The sequence below is a fragment of the Geodermatophilus tzadiensis genome (genome assembly GCF_003002915.1).
GTDB classification, from domain to species: domain Bacteria; phylum Actinomycetota; class Actinomycetes; order Mycobacteriales; family Geodermatophilaceae; genus Geodermatophilus; species Geodermatophilus tzadiensis.
Genome location: NZ_PVTG01000001.1, coordinates 341,756 through 360,871, shown reverse-complemented (window position 1 = coordinate 360,871; position 19,116 = coordinate 341,756). Strand labels below are relative to the sequence as shown.

Genomic DNA, 19,116 nt, shown 5'->3' with positions numbered 1-19,116 from the left:
CCGGTCGTGGGTCAGCCGAAGAGCTGGGTCCACCAGGGGCCGCCGGAGCCCTCGACCACACCCACACCGAGCTTCGTCAGCGAGCAGTTGAGGATGTTGGCCCGGTGCCCGGCGCTGTTCATCCACGCCGCCATGACCGCGGCCGGGTCGCGCTGCCCCTGGGCGATGTTCTCCGCCCGCGCGTAGGTCACCCCGGCGGCCCGCGCCCGGTCGAAGGGGTCGAGCCCCTCCGGGGTGTCGTGCGAGAAGTAGCCGCGGTCGCGCATGTCCGCGCTGTGCGCCCGGGCGACGGCGGCCAGCGCCGCGTCCGCGGCCACGGGGGCGCACCCGGCGGCGGCGCGCTCCTGGTTGACCAGCGCCAGTACCGCCCCCTCCGTGGAGGACCCCGCCGGGACGGCGGCCTGCGCCACCGGCCCGCCCGACGGCGACGGCGAGCCCGAGGTGCCCGGCACCGCGGAGGAGGTCCCCGCCGACGACGACCCGGCCGACGACGACCCGGCCGACGACGACCCGGCCGACGACGACCCGGCCGACGAGGAGCTGCTGCCCGACGGGCTGCCGGACGACGAGCCGCCGGCCGACGAGGCCGGCCCCGCGGCACCGGTCGCGGAGCCCGGGGCCGGCGACGAGCCGGTCGTGGCCGGACCGGACGAGGTCCCACCGGACGCCGCCCCGCCGGACGCCGCCCCGCCGGACGTCGCCCCGCCGGACGTCGCCTCTGCATCCGCCGTCGCGCCCGGCGCCGACGGCGCACCGGCAGCGGACGAGCCGGCGGACGACCCCGCCGATGACGAGCGGGCGGACGGCGACCCCGCGGAGGAGGCGGCCGCCGAGGACCCGGCGGGCCCCGACCCGGGCGTCGTCTCCGGTGCGGTCGTCTCCCCGTCGACGCCGAGCTCCACCACGCCGGTGAGCGGCTCGTCCGCGGTGGGGACCCCGGCCGAGGTCGCCGCGGACTCGGCCGCGGTCAGCCCGCCGCGGCCGGCGGCCAGCAGCGGGACGAGCAGGACGACCCCGGCGACGACCAGGACGACGAGGAGGACCCGCCAGAGGCCGAGGCGGCGGGCGCGCGGCAGCGGGACCGGACGGGCGGCACGGCGGGCGGGCGGCGGGGAGGGCAGGCGGTGGCGCACGAGGGGAAGACCTCACGTAAGTCGACAAGTCACCTTCTGTGACTTCGTGAAGACTAGCCGTGACCGAACCGTGATCGCCAGGGTCACTACCCGCGGCTCCCGTCGCGGACGCCGGTGTGGGCAGGCCCGACGGACCCCGGCAGCATGGACCCCGGCGTCGACCCGAGGCGCCGTCCCCGAACACCGAGGAGCGCGCCGCCGGTGAGCGACGTCTGGCTCGACGCCGTCATGGTCGTCGTCTTCGTCCTGGTCGGCGGCTTCTTCGCCGGCGCGGAGATCGCACTGGTCTCCCTGCGGGAGTCGCAGGTCCGGACGCTGGCCGAGCGCGGCCGCCGCGGGCGGGCCGTGCAGCGCCTGCTCAGCGACCCCAACCGCTTTCTGTCCGCGGTGCAGGTCGGGGTGACGCTGGCCGGCTTCTTCTCCGCGGCGTTCGGGGCCAGCACCCTGTCGCAGCCGTTCGCCGACTGGCTGGTGCAGCGGGGACTGCGGGAGGGCCTCGCCGGCACGCTGGCCTTCGTCCTGGTCACCATCGCCATCAGCTACCTCTCGCTGGTGGTCGGCGAGCTGACGCCCAAGCGGCTGGCGCTGCAGCGCGCCGAGGGCTTCTCGCTGCTCGTCGCCCGGCCGCTGAACGCCATCGCCCGGCTCTCCCGCCCGGTCATCTGGCTGCTGTCGGCGTCGACGAACGTGCTGGTACGCCTGCTCGGCGGCGACCCGAAGGCCAGCGGCGAGGCGATCAGCCAGGAGGAGCTGCGCGACCTGGTCGCCGCGCACGAGTCGCTGAGCAGCGACGAGCGCCGGCTCATCGACGAGGTGTTCCGCGCCGGCGACCGCGAGGTGCGCGAGGTGATGACCCCGCGCACCGAGGTGGAGTTCCTCGAGGCCTCCACCACGGTCAGCCGGGCCGCCCGCCAGGTCGCCGACTCCAACTGGTCGCGCTACCCGGTGGCCGGCCGCGACCAGGACGACGTCGTCGGCTTCGTGCACGTGCGCGACCTGCTGCTGCCGACCCACCCGGCCGGCCGCGCGGCGACCGTCGGCGACCTCGCCCGCGAGGTGAAGCGGCTGCCCGGCACCGCCGGCGTGCTGACCGCCCTGTCGGAGATGCGCCGGGAGAACCAGCACCTGGCGATCGTCGTCGACGAGTACGGCGGCACCGACGGCATCGTCACCCTCGAGGACCTCATCGAGGAGGTCATCGGGGAGATCTACGACGAGTACGACGAGGAGGTCGCCGCGGAGGACGGCGAGGTGCCCGGCGGGCCGCAGGAGCTCGACGGGCTGCTCAACCTCGACGACTTCGCCGAGGCCACCGGCCTGCGGCTGCCCGAGGGGCCCTACGAGACCGTCGCCGGGTACGTGCTCGCCGAGCTCGGCCGGCTGCCCGAGGTGGGCGACGCCGTGGAGGCCGAGGGGCGCACGCTCACCGTCGTCGAGCTCGACGGACGGCGGATCGCCCGCCTCGCCGTCACCCGCGCCGCCGACCCCGAGCCCGCCGTCGCCGACCCCGAGGCATAGCGGAAGGACCCCTCTGCCCCCCACCGCTCGCACGCTCGCGGCGGGCCCCTGCAGAGGGGCCGCTCAGGCGCGCTGCTGGGCGACCTCCCAGGCGTCCCGCACGATGCCGGTGAGGTCGGTGTGCCGCGGCGCCCAGCCCAGGTCGGCGCGGATCCGGTCGCTGGAGGCCACCAGCTGCGCCGGGTCGCCGGCGCGCCGGGGGCCGACCTCGACCGGCACCGGGTGCCCGGTCACCTCGCGGACGGCGTCGACCACCTGCTGCACGGAGAAGCCGGTGCCGTTGCCCAGGTTGTAGACCCGGTGCTCGCCCGGCTCCGGCGCGGTCAGCGCCAGCAGGTGCGCGTCGGCGAGGTCGGAGACGTGGATGTAGTCGCGGATGCAGGTGCCGTCGGGGGTCGGGTAGTCCTCGCCGTAGACGGTGATCGACTCGCGCCGGCCGGCCGCGACCTGCAGCGCGATGGGGATGAGGTGGGTCTCGGTGGTGTGCCGCTCGCCCAGGCCGTGGGCGGCGCCGGCCACGTTGAAGTAGCGCAGGCTCACCGCGGCGAAGTCGTGCGCGGCCGCGTACGAGGTCAGCATCGCGTCGACGGCGAGCTTGGTGGCGCCGTAGGTGTTGGTGGGCCGGGTCGGCGCGTCCTCGCGGATGGGCACCTGCTCGGGCTCGCCGTAGGTGGCGGCGGTGGAGGAGAAGACGATCCGCCGGCAGTCGACCGCCCGCATCGCCTCCAGCAGCGCCAGCGAGCCGCCGACGTTGTGCTCCCAGTACAGCTCCGGCTTCACCTGCGACTCGCCGACCAGGCTCTTCGCGGCGAAGTGCAGCACCGCCTCGGGCCGGACGTCGGCCAGCACCGGCCCCGACTCCTGCAGCGTCGACCGCACCAGACGGGCGCCCTCGGGCACCGCGTCGGCGTGTCCGGTCGAGAGGTCGTCGAGCACCGTGACCTCGTGGCCGCCCTCGAGGAGGACGGCGGTGACTACGCTGCCGATGTAGCCGGCCCCACCGGCGACGAGTACGCGCACGGGGCCACCTTAAGAGTCGTCGCGCGGGAGGACCCGTCCGTGGTGAGCGCACGTCCGGCGGTGCAGGCACTGCCGGCCTACAAGCCGGGGCGCAACCCCGCCGACCTGGCCCGCGAGCTCGGCGTCGACCACGCCGTGAAGCTCGCCAGCAACGAGGTGCCCTTCCCGCCGCTGCCGGCCGTCGTGCAGGCGCTGTCGGCGACGGCGGGGGAGACCCACCGCTACCCCGACAACGGCGCCGCGGTGCTCACCGCCGCGCTGGCCGAGCGCTACGGCGTCGCGCAGGAGCAGGTGGTGCCCGGGTGCGGCGCGGTGATGCTGTGCCAGCAGCTGACCCAGTCGTTCAACGACCCCGGCACCGCGCTGGCCTTCGCCTGGCGGTCGTTCGAGATGTACCCGCTGCTGGCCCAGGTCGCCGGAGCGCGCAGCACGCAGGTGCCGCTGATCCCCTCCGTGCCCGGCGGCGCGCCCGACACCCACGACCTCGACGCGCTCGCCGCCGCCGTCGACGAGACCACCCGGCTGGTCTTCGTGTGCAACCCGAACAACCCCACGGGGACGGCGGTGCGGCGGGCCGGGCTGGAGCGCTTCCTCGACCGGGTGCCCGGGACGACGCTGGTCGTGCTCGACGAGGCCTACCGCGAGTTCGTCACCGACCCCGACGTCCCCGACGGCCTCGAGCTGATGCGCGGCCGGCCCAACGTCGCGGTGCTGCGCACCTTCTCCAAGGCCTGGGGGCTGGCCGGCCTGCGGGTGGGCTACCTGGTGGCCGAGGACCCCGCCGTCGCCGACGCCGTCCGCCGCACGCACGTGCCCTTCAGCGTCTCGAGCCTCGCCCAGGCCGCCGCCGTCGCCGCGCTCGGCAGCGCCGACGAGGTCGCCCGCCGGGTCGCCGCCGTCGTCGCCGAGCGCGACCGGCTCACCGCCGCGCTGCGCGGGCGCGGCCTGCAGGTGCCCGACAGCCAGGCCAACTTCGTGTGGCTCCCGCTGGGCGAGGCGAGCGCGCCCACCGCCGCGGCCCTGGAGGCGCGCGGGGTGATCACCCGGCCGTTCGCCGGCGAGGGGATCCGCGTGACGGTCGGCACCCCGGAGGAGGACGACGTGTTCCTCGCCGCCCTCGATGCCGCCCTCGATGCCGCCCTCGGTTCCGCCCGCGACACGGCCCCCGACGACGTGCGCACCGGCACGCCGGTCGCCTGAGCGGCGCTGGTTTGATGGCCGACGTGTCACCGTCCCACATGTCACCGCCCCGTGTGCTGTCCGGGATCCAGCCGACGGCGGGCTCGTTCCACCTCGGCAACTACCTGGGTGCGCTGCGGCAGTGGGTCGCGCTGCAGGAGACCGCCGAGGCCTTCTACTGCGTGGTCGACCTGCACGCGATCACCATGGACTGGGACCCCGAGGAACTGCGGCGCAACACCCTGACCGCGGCCGCCCAGCTGCTCGCCCTCGGTGTCGACCCCGAGCGCAGCACGCTGTTCGTGCAGAGCCACGTCCCCGAGCACGTGCGGCTGTCCTGGGTGCTGGAGTGCGTCGCCCGCTTCGGCGAGGCGAGCCGGATGACGCAGTTCAAGGACAAGAGCCAGCGGGAGGGCACGGCGGGGTCCTCGGTCGGGCTGTTCACCTACCCGGTGCTCCAGGCCGCCGACATCCTCGTCTACCGGGCCGACGAGGTCCCCGTGGGCGAGGACCAGCGCCAGCACCTCGAGCTGACCCGCGACATCGCCACCCGCTTCAACGGCCGCTTCGGCGACACCTTCACCCTGCCCGCCGCGCGCATCCCCGAGGGCGCGGCGAAGGTGCTCGACCTGCAGGCGCCGGAGAAGAAGATGAGCAAGAGCCTGCCGCCGGCCGGCTGCGTGTTCCTGCTCGACGACCCGAAGGTGACGGCGAAGAAGATCCGCTCGGCGGTCACCGACACCGGCCGCGAGGTGGTGGCCGACCCGGTGGGCAAGCCCGGCGTCACCAACCTGCTGACCATCCACAGCGCGCTGTCGGGCCGGTCGGTGCCCGAGCTCGAGGAGCACTTCGCCGGGCGCGGCTACGGCGACCTGAAGAAGGAGCTCGCCGAGGTCGTCACCGACTTCGTCACCCCGGTCCGTGCGCGCACCCAGGAGCTGCTCGACGACCGCGCCGAGCTGCAGCGGGTGCTCGCCCGGGGCGCGGAGCGGGCCCGCGAGGTGGCCGGCCGCACCGTGGCCGAGGTGTACGACCGGGTCGGCTTCCTGCCCTCGGGGGGAGCGGGCGCGTGAACGACGACACCTTCGTCGGGCGCAGCCGGACGGCGCCCCCGCAGACCTCCGTCGTCGGCGTGCTGGTACCCGTCCCCGAGCCGTGGGCGCAGGTGCTGGTCGACTGGCGGTCGAAGGTGGGCGACCCCCAGGCCACCCTGGTGCCGCCGCACGTCACCCTGCTGCCGCCCACCGAGGTGCCCTCCGCCGACCGGCCGGCGATCACCGAGCACCTCGCCCGCGTCGCCGCCGGCCACCCGCCCTTCGAGATGCACCTGTCGGGCACCGGCACGTTCACCCCCGTCTCCGACGTCGTCTTCATCGCCGTCGCCAAGGGCATCGGCAACTGCGAGATGCTCGCCTCCGACGTCCGCTCCGGCCCGCTGACCCGCGCGCTGTCCTTCCCGTACCACCCGCACGTCACCGTCGCCCACGACGTCCCGCGGGACATGCTCGAGCTGGCCTACACCGGCCTGTCGGACCTGTCCGCCGAGTTCTCGGTCACCTCGTTCACCGAGTTCGAGCAGACCCCGGCCGGCGCCTGGGCCGTCGCCCGCGAGTACCCCCTCACCGGCCCGCCGTTCCGCTGAGCGACGACCGGCCGCGGCCCGATCCGGCACCCCGGGGGAACGCGCTGCGGCGGCCGTGGGAGCGGGTCGCCGGCCTGGGGGACCGGTTCACCGCCGTCGTCGAGGGCAGGCGCCGCCGGTGGCCGTGGCTGGACCACCTCGCCCGCGCCGGGGGCCGCTACACCCGCACGCAGGGCGACCTGATGGCCGCCGGCGTCACCTACTTCGTGTTCCTCGGGCTGTTCCCGGTGCTGCTGCTGGTCGCCTCGGTGATCGCGCTGGTGCTCTCCGGCGACGCGCTGCTGCAGCGGGAGCTGTTCACCGCCGTCCGGGAGGCGTTCCCCGGGGCCACCGGCCGGCAGATCGTCAGCGAGCTGCGCTCGGCGGTGGGCGCGGCCGGGATCACCACGCTGCTCGGGGCGGCCGGCTTCCTCTACGCGGGCCTCCGCGCCATGGACAAGCTGCGCATCGGCATGGAGCGGATCTGGAAGGGCGAGGCCGACGAGCCGGAGTTCTGGCGGGACAACCTCGCCGACGTCGTCGCGCTGGTCGCCCTGGGCGCCGCCGGCCTGACCAGCATCGGGCTGACCGGGTTCGCCACGCGGGCCGCCTCGTGGGTGCTCGGGCAGCTCGGCGTCCAGGGCGCCCCCGGCCTCGCCGTCCTCACCGGCGCGCTGGGGCTCGCGCTGGCCTTCGCCGGCGACGTCGTGGTCTTCCTGTGGCTGCTGCGGGTGGTGCCCTCGACCTCGCACCCGCTGCGGCTGCTGCTGCCCGGCGCGCTGTTCGGGGCCGCCGGCTTCGAGGTGATGAAGCTGCTCGGCAGCCTCTACCTGTCGCTGATCTCGGGCAACGTCACCTCGTCGGCCTTCGGCGGGGCGGTCGGCACGCTGGTCTGGATCAACCTGGTGGTCCGCTTCGCGTTCTTCACCGCCGCCTGGACGGCGACCCTGCCGGCCCTGGAGCCGGCGGTCCCCGCCGTCCGGCCCGAGCCGGTGCCGGTCGCCGCACCGCCCGCCGTACTCCGGTGAGCGTCGCGGCGACGACCGCGACCGCCGCCGCCCCCAGGACGGCAGCCCAGAGCCCGCGCGGGCCGTCGTCGTCCGCCGCCGGCGGTGCGCCGGCGGCCACCCCTGCCGGGGCCGCCGCGGACGGCGCCGGGACGGCCCCGTCCTCCGCCGCCGGTACCGGGACGTCGGCCGCCGAGCGCACCAGCGTGCCGACGCCGCCGAGCGACGGGGGGACGGCAAAGCCCCAGTCGAGCAGCAGCGCGGCCTGGTCGGCGGCGCGCAGCGGCCGGTTCTCGGTGCCCATCACGCTGACCACCAGCCGGCGGCCGTCGCGCTCGGCCGCGGTGACGAAGGTGTGCCGGGCGGCGTCGGTGAACCCCGTCTTGCCGCCCAGCCCGCCGGGGTAGCCGGCCAGCGGGTTCTCGTTCTGGATCTGGAAGCCCGGCGAGCGGCCCTCCACACCGGGCACCTGCGCGAACGGCGTGGTGAGGACCGCGGCGGTGACCGGGTCGGCGACGAGCTCGCGGAAGACCAGCGCCAGGTCGTAGGGCGAGGAGGACTGGCCGGCGACGTCGAGCCCGGACGGCGTCCCGGCCACGGTGTCGAACGCCCCCAGCTCCAGCGCGGTGGCGTTCATCGCCTGCACCGTGGCCTCGGCCCCGCCGTAGGCCCGGGCCAGCGCGTTGGCCGCGTCGTTGCCCGACTGCAGCACCATCGCCTCGAACAGCAGCGACACCGGGTAGCGGCCGCCGGCGACCATGCCGACCCGGCTGCCCTCCACCGCCTCGTCCTCGGCGGTGCCCGCCACGACGGTGTCGGGGTCCAGGCGGTGCACGAGGGTGAGCAGGGTGAGCGTCTTGAGCGTGCTGGCCGGGTAGAACCGGCCGTGCGGGTCGCGGGTGGCGAGGACGTCCCCGGTGCCGGCGTCGGCGACCAGCCAGCCGGCCGCGGCCAGCCCGTCGGGCAGCGGGGGAGCGCCGTCGACGACCACCGTGCCCCGTGTGTCCAGCTGCCCTCCGCCGACGGTGACGCCGCCGGGCCCCGAGCCCTGGGGCGGGCCCTCCGGCGGCGGCGCGGTGGGCGTCGGGGCGGCGGGGTCCACGGTCGGGCGCGGTGCCGCCGTCCCCGGCGCGGCCAGTGCGGGCGACCCGAGCAGCAGCACCAGCAGCACGGCGAGCAGCAGTGCCAGCCGCGTCCCCTGTCCTCGCCGCACGCGCCGGACGCTAGTCGCGGCGACGCCCGGCCGGCCGCCACGGGGACGCCCCGTGGCGGGGACCACGACCGGGGGTGCGTTCGCAACGATCGCGTCTCGGTCCGCCGCCGGGATGAGGGCGGTGGCGCCACCCGCGGTTAGCGTGCCCGAGGCGCCGCCTCGCGCGTCCGGTGCGAGCCGGACCGTTCCCGGACGCGGCGCCATCGGACCCGACGGGAGCCCTCCACCGACCGGGGGAGCTCCCCGCAGAGAGGAGACCGTCTTGCGCCGAGCGCGGAAGATGAAGGTCGCGGCGCTGGTGCTGGCCGCCAGCACCGCCCTGGCCGCCTGTGCCAGTGACGAGGCCGGCAGCGGCAGCGGCGGTGGCGGCTCGGAGGGCGGCAGCGAGGAACCGCGCATCGGCCTGGCCTTCGACACCGGCGGCCGCGGCGACCGCTCGTTCAACGACGCGGCCGTCGCCGGGCTCGAGGCCGCCGTCGAGGAGCACGGCGGGGAGTTCCAGGACCTCAGCCCCAACGCCGACGCCTCCAACCGCGCCGACCTGCTGACCCAGCTGGCCGACGAGGGCTACAACCCGATCATCGCGGTCGGTTTCGCCTACGGCGAGGTCATCGGCGACGTCGTCGAGCAGTACCCCGACACGCAGTTCGCGATCATCGACTCCTCGGCGGAGGACGTCGGCGCCGACAACCTCACCGGTCTGCTCTTCGCCGAGGAGCAGGGCTCCTTCCTCGCCGGCGTCGCGGCCGCGCTGAAGTCCGAGACCGCCCACATCGGCTTCGTCGGCGGTGTGGAGAGCCCGCTGATCCAGAAGTTCGAGGCCGGGTACGTGGCCGGCGCCCAGGCGGTCAACCCGCAGATCACCATCGACCGGCAGTACATCTCGCCGGCCGGTGACTTCTCCGGCTTCAACGCCCCCGACCGCGGCCTGCTGGTCGCCCAGGGCATGTACGAGGCCGGCGCCGACATCGTCTACCACGCGGCGGGCGGCTCGGGGCTCGGCGTCTTCCAGGCCGCCGCGGCGGCCGGCGGGCGCGCCATCGGCGTCGACTCCGACCAGTTCCAGACCGTCGACGACCCGGCGCTGCAGGCCGTGATCATGACCTCGATGCTCAAGCGGGTCGACAACGCGGTCTCGGCCTTCATCGACTCCTACGTCGACGGCAGCGTCGAGGGCGGCTCGGACATCGTCTACGACCTGGAGGCCGAGGGCGTCGGCCTGTCCAACTCGGGCGGGCAGATCGACGACATCCAGGACCAGATCGACGACTACCGCCAGCAGATCGTCGACGGCGAGATCGAGGTCCCGACCACCCCGTGACGCCCGCCGGCCACCCGGCCGGCCGATCGCGCGGTCACCACACGGCGGGCCCGGGGAGCACACGCCCCCCGGGCCCGCCGTCGTCGTGAGGGGGGAGGTCCCGGCGCTCCCCGCGCCGGGGAGAATGCCCAGCCGGTGCCGGTCGGCGACGCTCCGGCGCCCGTGCACGCCGGGGCGTGGTCGATCCCACGCCCCCGGTGCAGCAGAGTGGACGCGAGCCCGCACACCCGCGGGCCGCACGTGACGCAGGAAGGGCCCACCATGGCCACAGCAGGCACCCCGGCCGGGACGCCGGCCGGCCTCAGCACGGGCGGGACCGGGGCGGGCAGCGGCGACGGCGGGCCGGCTCCCCTGGCCGTCGAGCTGCGCGGCATCACCAAGCGGTTCCCCGGCGTGGTCGCCAACCGCGACATCGAGCTGCGCGTCCGCCGCGGTGAGGTGCACGCCATCGTGGGCGAGAACGGCGCCGGCAAGTCCACGCTGATGAAGACGCTCTACGGCGAGCACCGGCCCGACGAGGGGCAGATCCTGCTCGACGGCCGGGAGGTGTCCTTCCGCAGCCCGGCCGACGCGATCGCCGCCGGGATCGGCATGGTGCACCAGCACTTCATGCTGGCCGACAACTTCACCGTCCTGGAGAACGTCGTCCTGGGCAGCGAGCCCACCCGGGGCGGCCGGCTGGACCGGGCCACCGCCCGCCGGCGCATCACCGAGATCTCCGAGCGCTACGGCCTGGACCTGCGTCCCGACGACCTGGTGGAGGACCTCGGCGTCGGCGACCGGCAGCGGGTCGAGATCGCCAAGGTGCTCTACCGCGACGCGCGCACGCTGATCCTCGACGAGCCCACCGCCGTCCTCGTGCCCCAGGAGGTCGACGAGCTGTTCGGCAACCTCGCCGAGCTCAAGCGCGAGGGCCTCACCGTCATCTTCATCTCGCACAAGCTCGACGAGGTGCGGAAGGTCGCCGACGCGATCACCGTCATCCGCCGCGGCACCACCGTCGGCACCGCCGACCCGGGGACGACGACCGCCCGCCAGCTCGCCGAGATGATGGTCGGCACCGAGCTGCCCTCGCCGGAGATCCGCACCTCCACGGTCCGCGAGACGCCGGTGCTGCAGCTGCGCGAGGTCACCGTGGCCGCGCCCACCGGCCGCCCGCCGGTCGACGCGGTGAGCCTGACCGTCCGCGAGGGCGAGGTGGTCGGCATCGCCGGCGTCGAGGGCAACGGCCAGGCCGAGCTCGTCGACGCCGTCATGGGGCTGCGCCCGCTGGCGGCCGGCACCGTGCTGCTCGGCGACGACGACATCACCGCGTGGAGCACCCGGGCCCGCCGCGAGGCCGGCCTGGGCTTCATCCCCGAGGACCGGCACCGGCAGGGCATGCTGCTGGACGCGCCGCTCTGGGAGAACCGGATCCTGGGCCACCAGACCCGACCGCCCGCGGTGAGGGGCCCCTTCATCGACCGCCGCGCCGCCCGCGCCGACACCGAGCGGATCATGCACGACTACGACGTCCGCGCGCCCGGCCCGGACACGCTGGCCGTCGCGCTCTCCGGCGGCAACCAGCAGAAGCTGATCGTCGGGCGGGAGATGAGCGCCCGGCCGCGGCTGCTGCTGGCCGCCCACCCCACCCGCGGGGTCGACGTCGGCGCCCAGGGCGCCATCTGGCGGCTGCTGGAGGAGGCCCGGGCCGAGGGGATGGGCATCCTGCTGATCTCCGCCGACCTCGACGAGCTGATCGGCCTGTCGGACACGCTGCACGTCATGCTGCGCGGCCGGCTGGTGGCCACCCTCGACCCCTCGGCGGTCACCCCCGAGGAGCTCGGCGGCCATATGACCGGCGCGCAGACCGCGGCGGGTGCGGCGTGAGCGTCCTCCGCCGGGTCGGCCTGGCCCTGTTCGCCCCCGTCCTCGCCGTCGTCGTCGCCGTCGTCATCTCCTCCGCGGTGATGGCGGCGCTGCAGGTCGACCCGCTGCGGGTGTTCGCGGTGATGGTCGACTTCGGCGACACCCCGAGCCAGCAGGTCACCGCGATCGTGGTGGTGCTCAACCGGGCGGTCCCGCTGTTCCTCGCCGGCCTCGCGGTGGCGATCGCCTTCCGCATGGGGCTGTTCAACATCGGCGTCGAGGGCCAGTACCGGCTGGCGACCGTCCTGGCCGCCGGCGTCGGCGCCGCCGTCGCGCTACCGGGTCCGCTGCACGTGCTGCTCATCGTGGTGGTGGCGATGGCGGTCGCGGCGATCTGGGCGGGCATCGTCGCCGTCCTGAAGGTGACCCGCGGCGTCAGCGAGGTCATCAGCTCGATCATGCTCAACGTCATCGCGCTGGGCATCGCGTCCTACCTGCTCACCGGCCCGCTGCGGGGGAGCCCGGAGGGCGCGTCGATCATCAGCACCGCGGAGATCCCCGAGTCGGGCTGGATGCCGAGCCTCAACGGCGTCTTCGGGGTGCTGGGGCTGGCTAACCCGCCGCGGCAGCTCTACGGCTTCCTGCTCGTGGCGGTCGTGGTCGGCGTGGTGATCGCGGTGCTGCTCAACCGCACCCGCTTCGGCTTCGACCTGCGCGCGGCCGGCCTCTCGCCCTCGGCGGCCAGCGCCAGCGGCGTCGACTCCCGCGCCATGGTGGTCAAGACGATGCTGCTCTCGGGCGCGGTGGCCGGGCTGATCGGCATGCCCGACCTGCTCGGCTCGACGCACGCCTACACCACCGACTTCACCTCCGGGCTGGGCTTCCTCGGCATCGCCGTGGCCCTGCTCGGCCGCAACAAGCCGGTCGGCATCGCGCTCGGCGCGCTGCTGTTCGCCTTCCTCGACCGGTCACTGGTGCCGCTGCAGATCCAGGACTTCCCGGCCTCGGTCGTCACGATCATCCAGGGCACGATCGTGCTCGCCGTCGTCGTCGCCAACGAGGTCGCCCGCCGGGTGGCCCGCCGCTCCGCCGAGCGCGGCTCCGGCCCCGCGGCCGCGGTCGCCGGCGACGGCAGCACCGGGCCCGGGCAGAGCACCGGCGGACCCGGAGCGGGTGGGGGCGAGGGCACCGGCGCCGGCGTCAGCCGGACCACCGGTGCCGGACAGCGCACCGACGAGCGGCAGGAGACCGGGGCATGAGCACCGTCGCCACACCCCCAGGCAGCGGGACCCGACCGAGCCGCGGCCCGCTGACCGACCTGCTCACCGGCGGCGGCCGCGCCCGGAGGCTGACCTGGCTGCTGCTGGGCGTCCTGCTGCTGGTCTCGGTCGTGCGCGTGGTCAGCGGCCAGGACGCGCTCACCAGCTCCTCGACCATCGCCGCGGCGCTGCTGCTCGCCGTGCCGATCGGCCTGGCCGCCCTCGGCGGCCTGTTCGCCGAGCGCGCGGGCGTGGTCAACATCGGCCTCGACGGGATGATGGTCCTGGGCACCTGGGGCGCCGGGTTCGCCGGCTACCAGTGGGGCTGGGGCGCCGCCGTCGTCGGCGGGCTGCTCTTCGGCGCGATCGGCGGGCTGCTGCACGCGGTGGCCACGGTGACCTTCGGCGTCGACCACGTGGTGTCCGGCGTGGCGATCAACATCCTCGCCGGCGGCCTCGTGCGCTTCCTGTCCGAGCTGCTCTACAGCGACAACCCGGCCGGCGGCGGCGTCACCCAGTCCCCGCCCGTGAAGGGGGACCCGCCCACGTTCTCCGTCCCGGTGCTGTCCTCCGGCCCCGACCTGCTCGGCTCGCTGGAGAACCGGCACTGGTTCCTGGTCAGCGACCTCGCCGGCGTGCTGCGCGGGCTGACCAGCGGCGTCGGCCTGCTCACCCTCATCGCGGTGCTGCTCGTGCCGGCGTCCTACCTGCTGCTGTGGCGGACGGCGTTCGGGCTGCGGCTGCGCTCCTGCGGCGAGAACCCGGCCGCGGCCGACTCGCTCGGCGTCCCGGTGTACCGGCTGAAGTACATCGCGGTGGTGACCTCGGGTGCCCTCGCCGGGCTGGGCGGGGTGTTCCTCGTCTTCATCGCCGGCATCTACCGCGAGGGGCAGGTCAACGGCCGCGGCTTCATCGGCCTGGCCGCGCTGATCTTCGGCAACTGGCGGCCCGGCGGGCTGGCCGCGGGCGCGGCGCTGTTCGGGTTCACCGACGCCCTCCAGCTGCGCAGCCGCTCGGCCGTCGTCGCGCTGTTCCTGCTCGTCGCGCTCCTGCTCGCCGCCGTCGCGGTGCTCCAGGCGCGGCGCGGCAGGCTGCTGCCGGCGGGCATCGCCGCGGTGGTGGCGGTCGCGGCGCTGGTCGGCTTCCTGACCGTCGACGAGCTGCCGCCGGGCCTGGTGTCGTTCACGCCGCACCTGACCACCCTGCTGGTGCTGTCGCTGGCCTCCCAGCGCCTGCGCATGCCCAAGGCCGACGGACTGGTCTACCGACGAGGAGAGCACTAGTGGCGGACGGGGTGGTGGGGCGGGTGGACGACGTGGACTGGGCGGCGCTGCGCGGCGCCGCCCGGGAGGCGATGACGCACGCCTACGCGCCGTACTCCGGCTTCGCGGTGGGCGTGGCCGGCCTGGTCGACGACGGCCGGGTGGTCACCGGCTGCAACGTCGAGAACGCCTCGTACGGGCTGGGGCTGTGCGCCGAGTGCGGGATGGTCAGCGACCTCGCCCGCACCGGCGGCGGCCGGCTGGTCGCGGTGGCCTGCGTCGACGGCGCGGGCCGGCCGCTGATGCCCTGCGGGCGGTGCCGGCAGCTGCTCTGGGAGCACGGCGGCCCGGACACGCTCATCGAGACCGTGTCGCTGGGCATCGTGCCGATGCGCGAGGTGCTGCCCGACGCGTTCGGCCCCGACGACCTGGGGAGGGCCGGCCGGTGACCTTCGACGCGATCGACGTCATCCGCACCAAGCGCGACGGCGGGCAGCTCAGCGCCGAGCAGATCCGCTGGCTGATCGACGCCCACACCCGCGGGGTGGTGCCCGACGAGCAGGTCAGCGCGCTGCTCATGGCGGTGTTCTTCCGCGGCATGGCGCCCGGGGAGCTCGCTGCCTGGACCCAGGCGATGATCGACTCCGGCGAGCGCAAGGACCTCTCCTCGCTGGGCCGGCCGACCGCCGACAAGCACTCCACCGGCGGGGTGGGCGACAAGACGACGCTGCCGCTGGCACCGCTGGTGGCCGCGTGCGGGGTGGCGGTGCCGCAGCTGTCGGGCCGCGGGCTGGGCCACACCGGCGGCACGCTGGACAAGCTCGAGTCGATCCCCGGCTGGCGGGCCGACGTGCACGAGGAGGCCTACCTGGCGCAGCTGCGCGAGGTGGGCGCGGTGATCTGCGCGGCCGGGCACGACCTGGCGCCGGCGGACAAGAAGCTCTACGCGCTGCGCGACGTCACCGGCACCGTCGAGTCGATCCCGCTGATCGCCAGCTCGATCATGAGCAAGAAGATCGCCGAGGGCGCCGACGCGCTGGTGCTCGACGTCAAGACGGGGTCGGGCGCCTTCATGAAGGACCCGGCGTCCTCCCGCGAGCTGGCCCGCACGATGGTCGGCCTCGGTGAGGCGGCCGGGGTCCGCACGGTGGCCCTGGTGACGGCGATGGACCGGCCGCTGGGCCGCGCCGCCGGCAACGCCGTCGAGGTGGCCGAGTCGGTGGAGGTGCTGGCCGGGGGCGGCCCGGCCGACCTGGTGGAGCTGACCCTCGCGCTGGCCCGGGAGATGCTCGCCGGCGTCGGGCGCGACGACGTCGACCCGGCGGACGCACTGCGCGACGGCCGGGCGATGGACGTGTGGCGGCGGATGGTCACCGCGCAGGGCGGCGACCCGGACGCGCCGCTGCCGCAGCCGGCCGAGCGGCACGTGGTGACCGCCCCGGCCACCGGCACGCTGACCCGCCTGGACGCCTACGCCCTCGGGGTGGCCACCTGGCGGCTCGGTGCCGGGCGGGCGCGCAAGGAGGACCCGGTGTCGGCCGCGGCCGGCATCACCTGGACGGCGACCGTGGGGGAGCGGGTCACCGAGGGCCAGCCTCTGCTGGAGCTGCAGACCGACGACGCCGGCCGCATCCCGCGGGCGCTGGAGGCGCTGGAGGGCGCGGTCGGCGTCGGCACCGCGGACGAGCCGCTGCCCCTGGTGCTGGAGCGCGTCACGGACGCCTGAGGGGACCCTCCCGCCTCCCACCGCCGGGTGCGGAGGGGACACTGTGTCCTCGTGACCCGAACGTCTGCGGCCGTGGCGGCCGACGGCCGACCGCGGCCCGGTGCCCCGCTCGACCCGGACGCCGCGATCTCCGTGCGCGGCCTGGTCAAGCGCTACGGCGACCGGACCGCCGTCGACGGGCTCGACCTCGACATCCGCCGCGGCGAGATCTTCGCCCTGCTCGGGCCCAACGGCGCCGGCAAGACCACCACCGTCGAGGTGCTCGAGGGCTACCGCCGGCGCGACGGCGGCGAGGTGCGGGTGCTCGGCGTCGACCCGGCCCGGGGCGGGCGCCGGTGGAAGGCCGAGCTCGGCATCGTGCTGCAGTCCGGCGCGGGGGACAGCCAGCTGTCGGTGCGCGAGCTGCTCGAGGCCCGGGCCTCCTACTACGCCGACCCGCGCGACCCCGGAGAGGTGCTCGAGCTGGTGGGCCTCACCGAGAAGGCCGGCGCGCGCGGACGCACGCTGTCGGGCGGCCAGCGTCGCCGGCTCGACGTCGCGCTGGGCATCGTCGGCCGGCCCCGGCTGCTGTTCCTCGACGAGCCGACGACCGGCTTCGACCCCGAGGCCCGGCGGCAGTTCTGGGCGCTGATCCGCTCGCTGCGCGACCTGGGCACCACGATGCTGCTCACCACCCACTACCTCGACGAGGCCGAGACGCTGGCCGACCGGGTCGGCGTCCTCGCCCGCGGGCAGCTGGCCGAGGTCGCCGTCCCCACGGCGCTGGGCGGGCGCGGCTCGGCGCCGGCCGTGGTCAGCTGGACCGAGGACGGCGTCCGGCGGACCGCCGAGACGACGACCCCGACCGCGTTCGTCCGCGACCTGGCCGCCCGCTTCCCCGGCGAGGTGCCCGACCTGGCGGTCAGCCGGCCCACGCTGGAGGACGTCTACCTGAAGATGATCGGGGGATCGGGTCAGTGACCGCCCCCGCCCTGCCCTCGCTGGCCCGCGTCTACGGCACCCGGGCGCGGGTCGAGCTCAGGGAGTTCTTCCGGCAGCGCGAGTCGGTGGTGTTCACCCTCGCCTTCCCGGTGATCCTGCTGCTCGCGCTGGGCGCGGTGCTCGACTACGACCTCGGCGCCGGCGTCGACTTCCCGCAGTACTTCATGGCCGGGGTGGTCACCGCCGGCATCGTGGGCGCCAGCCTGCAGAACATGGCGATCCACATCGCCGGGGAGCGCTCCGACGGCACCCTCAAGAGCCTGGCCGGGACACCGATGCCGGCCAGCGCCTACTTCGCCGGCAAGGTCGTGCAGGTGCTCGCCGTCGCGGTGGCCACGATCGCGCTGCTGCTCGGCGTCGGCGTGCTCGTGTACGGCATCGACCTGCCCTCCGCCGCCGACTGGCTCACCTTCGCCTGGGTGTCCGTGCTCGGCGCCGCGGCCTGCACGCTGCTGGGGATCGCCGTCTCGACGCTGTGCCGCACCGGCCGGTCGGCCTCGGCCACGGTCACCCCCATCGCGCTGGTGCTGGAGTTCGTCTCCGGCGTCTTCCTGCCCTTCGACCAGGTGCCCGGCTGGCTGCAGGACGTCGCCGCCGTCTTCCCGGTGAAATGGCTGGCCCAGGGGCTGCGCTCGGTGTTCCTGCCCGACGCGCTCGCCGCCCAGGAGCCCGCGGGCTCCTGGGAGCTCGGCCGGGTGGCCCTGGTGCTGGGCGCCTGGTGCGTCCTCGGGCTGGTGCTCTGCGTCCTGACCTTCCGCTGGCAGGACCGCGACACCAGATAGCGTCTCGGGGTGCCCGCACCGCTCGACGCCGACTCGATCCGCCGCGCCCCCAAGGTCCTGCTGCACGACCACCTCGACGGCGGGCTGCGGCCGCAGACGGTGCTCGAACTGGCCGAGGAGACCGGCTACCGCGACCTGCCCACGGGCGACGCCGGCGAGCTGGGCCGCTGGTTCCGGCAGGCCGCCGACTCGGGGTCGCTGGTGCGCTACCTGGAGACCTTCGCGCACACCGTCGGCGTGATGCAGCGCCCCGAGGCCGTCCGCCGGGTGGCCCGCGAGTGCGCGCTCGACCTGGCCGCCGACGGCGTGGTGTACGCCGAGGTCCGGATGGCCCCGGAGCTGCTCACCGCGGGCGGCACGCCGATCGAGGAGGCCGTCGAGGCCATCCTCGACGGCTTCGCACAGGGCAGCTCCGCGGCCGCGGCCGCGGGCACGCCGATCACCGTGGGCGCGCTGCTGTGCGCGATGCGGCAGGCCGACCGGTGGGAGGAGGTCGCCGGCCTCGTCGTCCGGTACCGCGACGCCGGCGTCGTCGGCTTCGACCTGGCCGGCCCGGAGATCGGCTTCCCGCCCGACCGGCACCCGGAGGCCGTCGCGCTGCTCGACCGCGCCGGGGCGCACCGCACCGTCCACGCCGGTGAGGCGGCCGGCGTCGACAGCATCCGCGCCGCCCTGGACGGCGCCCGCGCCGAGCGTCTCGGCCACGGCGTGCGCATCGCCGACGAGGCCCCGGGGGAGGGCCCGCTCGGGCCGCTGGCGCGGCGGGTGCTCGAGGAGCAGGTGCCGCTGGAGGTCGCGCCGTCGTCGAACGTGCAGACCGGCGCCTACCCCTCGATCGACCGGCACCCCGTGGGCCGGCTGCACCGGCTCGGCTTCGCGGTCACCGTGAACACCGACAACCGGCTGATGAGCGGGGTCTCGGTCACCAGCGAGCTCGCCGACGTCGCGGCGGCCCACGGCTGGGGCTGGGACGACGTGCAGACGGTGACCGAGCGGGCGCTGGCCGCGGCCTTCACCGACGACGCCGAGCGGGCGCGGCTGCTCACCGACGTCGTCCGGCCGGGGTTCGCGGCACTGCGCGCCTGACCTGCGGTGACCACGGCCACCGTGCTCGCCGGAATCCCCGGCTGATCACCGCTGCTACCTTGGGTGTGCCGGCACTCGCCGGACATCCTCCCGGACGGTCCGTCCGGGCATGAGCGCATCCGTGCAGATCCGCCGCGTCCACGACGCCCGCGATCGCCAG

17 protein-coding genes are annotated in these 19,116 nt (G+C 75.4%); 14 read left to right on the top strand and 3 right to left on the bottom strand.

Annotated features, from left to right (window positions below; translation table 11 throughout):
* Window positions 1-11: 11 nt before the first annotated feature.
* A complete protein-coding gene (locus tag LY71_RS23905) occupies window positions 12-1,133 on the bottom strand; it encodes a CAP domain-containing protein (protein WP_106275224.1) in 1,122 nt (373 codons plus the stop codon).
* A gap of 201 nt (window positions 1,134-1,334) precedes the next feature.
* On the opposite strand from LY71_RS23905, the gene LY71_RS01630 reads away from it, so the two are divergent.
* The gene (locus tag LY71_RS01630) at window positions 1,335-2,651 is read left to right on the top strand and encodes a hemolysin family protein (RefSeq protein WP_106275223.1); all 1,317 of its coding nucleotides are present in this window, start codon (window positions 1,335-1,337) and stop codon (window positions 2,649-2,651) included.
* Window positions 2,652-2,714: 63 nt separating this feature from the next.
* Here LY71_RS01630 and galE read toward each other — a convergent pair whose 3' ends face one another.
* Window positions 2,715-3,671 (bottom strand): UDP-glucose 4-epimerase GalE, encoded by a 957-nt coding sequence (gene galE, locus LY71_RS01625; RefSeq protein ID WP_106275222.1) that lies wholly within the window; start codon window positions 3,669-3,671, stop codon window positions 2,715-2,717.
* A 42-nt stretch (window positions 3,672-3,713) separates the two neighbouring features.
* Between galE and hisC the strand changes: the two genes are divergently transcribed.
* The 4 genes from hisC to LY71_RS01605 all read left to right on the top strand — a co-directional run bounded on the left by hisC (window position 3,714) and on the right by LY71_RS01605 (window position 7,499).
* Entirely contained in the window at window positions 3,714-4,871 is a 1,158-nt protein-coding gene (hisC, locus tag LY71_RS01620; RefSeq protein ID WP_245887596.1) for a histidinol-phosphate transaminase, read from the top strand.
* A 38-nt stretch (window positions 4,872-4,909) separates the two neighbouring features.
* Window positions 4,910-5,923: a tryptophan--tRNA ligase gene (trpS, locus tag LY71_RS01615; RefSeq protein ID WP_106275220.1), complete on the top strand. Its 1,014-nt coding sequence runs from the start codon at window positions 4,910-4,912 to the stop codon at window positions 5,921-5,923.
* The gene (locus LY71_RS01610; protein ID WP_106275219.1) at window positions 5,920-6,492 is read left to right on the top strand and encodes a 2'-5' RNA ligase family protein; all 573 of its coding nucleotides are present in this window, start codon (window positions 5,920-5,922) and stop codon (window positions 6,490-6,492) included. The genes trpS and LY71_RS01610 overlap by 4 nt, the downstream gene beginning before the upstream one ends.
* Window positions 6,493-6,674: 182 nt before the next feature.
* Window positions 6,675-7,499 (top strand): YihY/virulence factor BrkB family protein, encoded by an 825-nt coding sequence (locus LY71_RS01605; protein WP_245887595.1) that lies wholly within the window; start codon window positions 6,675-6,677, stop codon window positions 7,497-7,499.
* On the opposite strand, the gene LY71_RS01600 is transcribed toward LY71_RS01605, so the two are convergent.
* Window positions 7,396-8,691, bottom strand: coding sequence for a D-alanyl-D-alanine carboxypeptidase family protein (locus LY71_RS01600; protein ID WP_245887594.1), 1,296 nt, complete (start codon window positions 8,689-8,691; stop codon window positions 7,396-7,398). The two genes, LY71_RS01605 and LY71_RS01600, sit on opposite strands and share 104 nt — an antisense overlap.
* A 262-nt stretch (window positions 8,692-8,953) precedes the next feature.
* Between LY71_RS01600 and LY71_RS01595 the strand changes: the two genes are divergently transcribed.
* The 9 genes from LY71_RS01595 (at window position 8,954) to LY71_RS01555 (ending at window position 18,956) form a co-directional block, all read left to right on the top strand.
* Window positions 8,954-10,012, top strand: coding sequence for a BMP family lipoprotein (locus LY71_RS01595; RefSeq protein WP_245887593.1), 1,059 nt, complete (start codon window positions 8,954-8,956; stop codon window positions 10,010-10,012).
* Between the two features lie 261 nt (window positions 10,013-10,273).
* Window positions 10,274-11,881: an ABC transporter ATP-binding protein gene (locus LY71_RS01590; RefSeq protein WP_106275216.1), complete on the top strand. Its 1,608-nt coding sequence runs from the start codon at window positions 10,274-10,276 to the stop codon at window positions 11,879-11,881.
* Entirely contained in the window at window positions 11,878-13,119 is a 1,242-nt protein-coding gene (locus tag LY71_RS01585; protein WP_106275215.1) for an ABC transporter permease, read from the top strand. Before LY71_RS01590 ends, LY71_RS01585 begins: the two co-directional genes overlap by 4 nt.
* Window positions 13,116-14,402, top strand: a complete 1,287-nt coding sequence (locus LY71_RS01580; RefSeq protein WP_106275214.1) for an ABC transporter permease — start codon at window positions 13,116-13,118, stop codon at window positions 14,400-14,402. The genes LY71_RS01585 and LY71_RS01580 overlap by 4 nt, the downstream gene beginning before the upstream one ends.
* The gene (locus LY71_RS01575; protein WP_281261575.1) at window positions 14,402-14,830 is read left to right on the top strand and encodes a cytidine deaminase; all 429 of its coding nucleotides are present in this window, start codon (window positions 14,402-14,404) and stop codon (window positions 14,828-14,830) included. Before LY71_RS01580 ends, LY71_RS01575 begins: the two co-directional genes overlap by 1 nt.
* A complete protein-coding gene (locus tag LY71_RS01570) occupies window positions 14,827-16,107 on the top strand; it encodes a thymidine phosphorylase (RefSeq protein WP_106275213.1) in 1,281 nt (426 codons plus the stop codon). The genes LY71_RS01575 and LY71_RS01570 overlap by 4 nt, the downstream gene beginning before the upstream one ends.
* A gap of 51 nt (window positions 16,108-16,158) precedes the next feature.
* Window positions 16,159-17,067, top strand: coding sequence for an ABC transporter ATP-binding protein (locus LY71_RS01565; protein ID WP_106275212.1), 909 nt, complete (start codon window positions 16,159-16,161; stop codon window positions 17,065-17,067).
* Window positions 17,064-17,870: an ABC transporter permease gene (locus tag LY71_RS01560; protein WP_245887592.1), complete on the top strand. Its 807-nt coding sequence runs from the start codon at window positions 17,064-17,066 to the stop codon at window positions 17,868-17,870. The genes LY71_RS01565 and LY71_RS01560 overlap by 4 nt, the downstream gene beginning before the upstream one ends.
* Window positions 17,871-17,879: 9 nt before the next feature.
* Complete coding sequence (locus tag LY71_RS01555; RefSeq protein ID WP_106275211.1) at window positions 17,880-18,956, top strand: adenosine deaminase; 1,077 nt, start codon at window positions 17,880-17,882, stop codon at window positions 18,954-18,956.
* The last annotated feature ends 160 nt before the right edge of the window (window positions 18,957-19,116 follow it).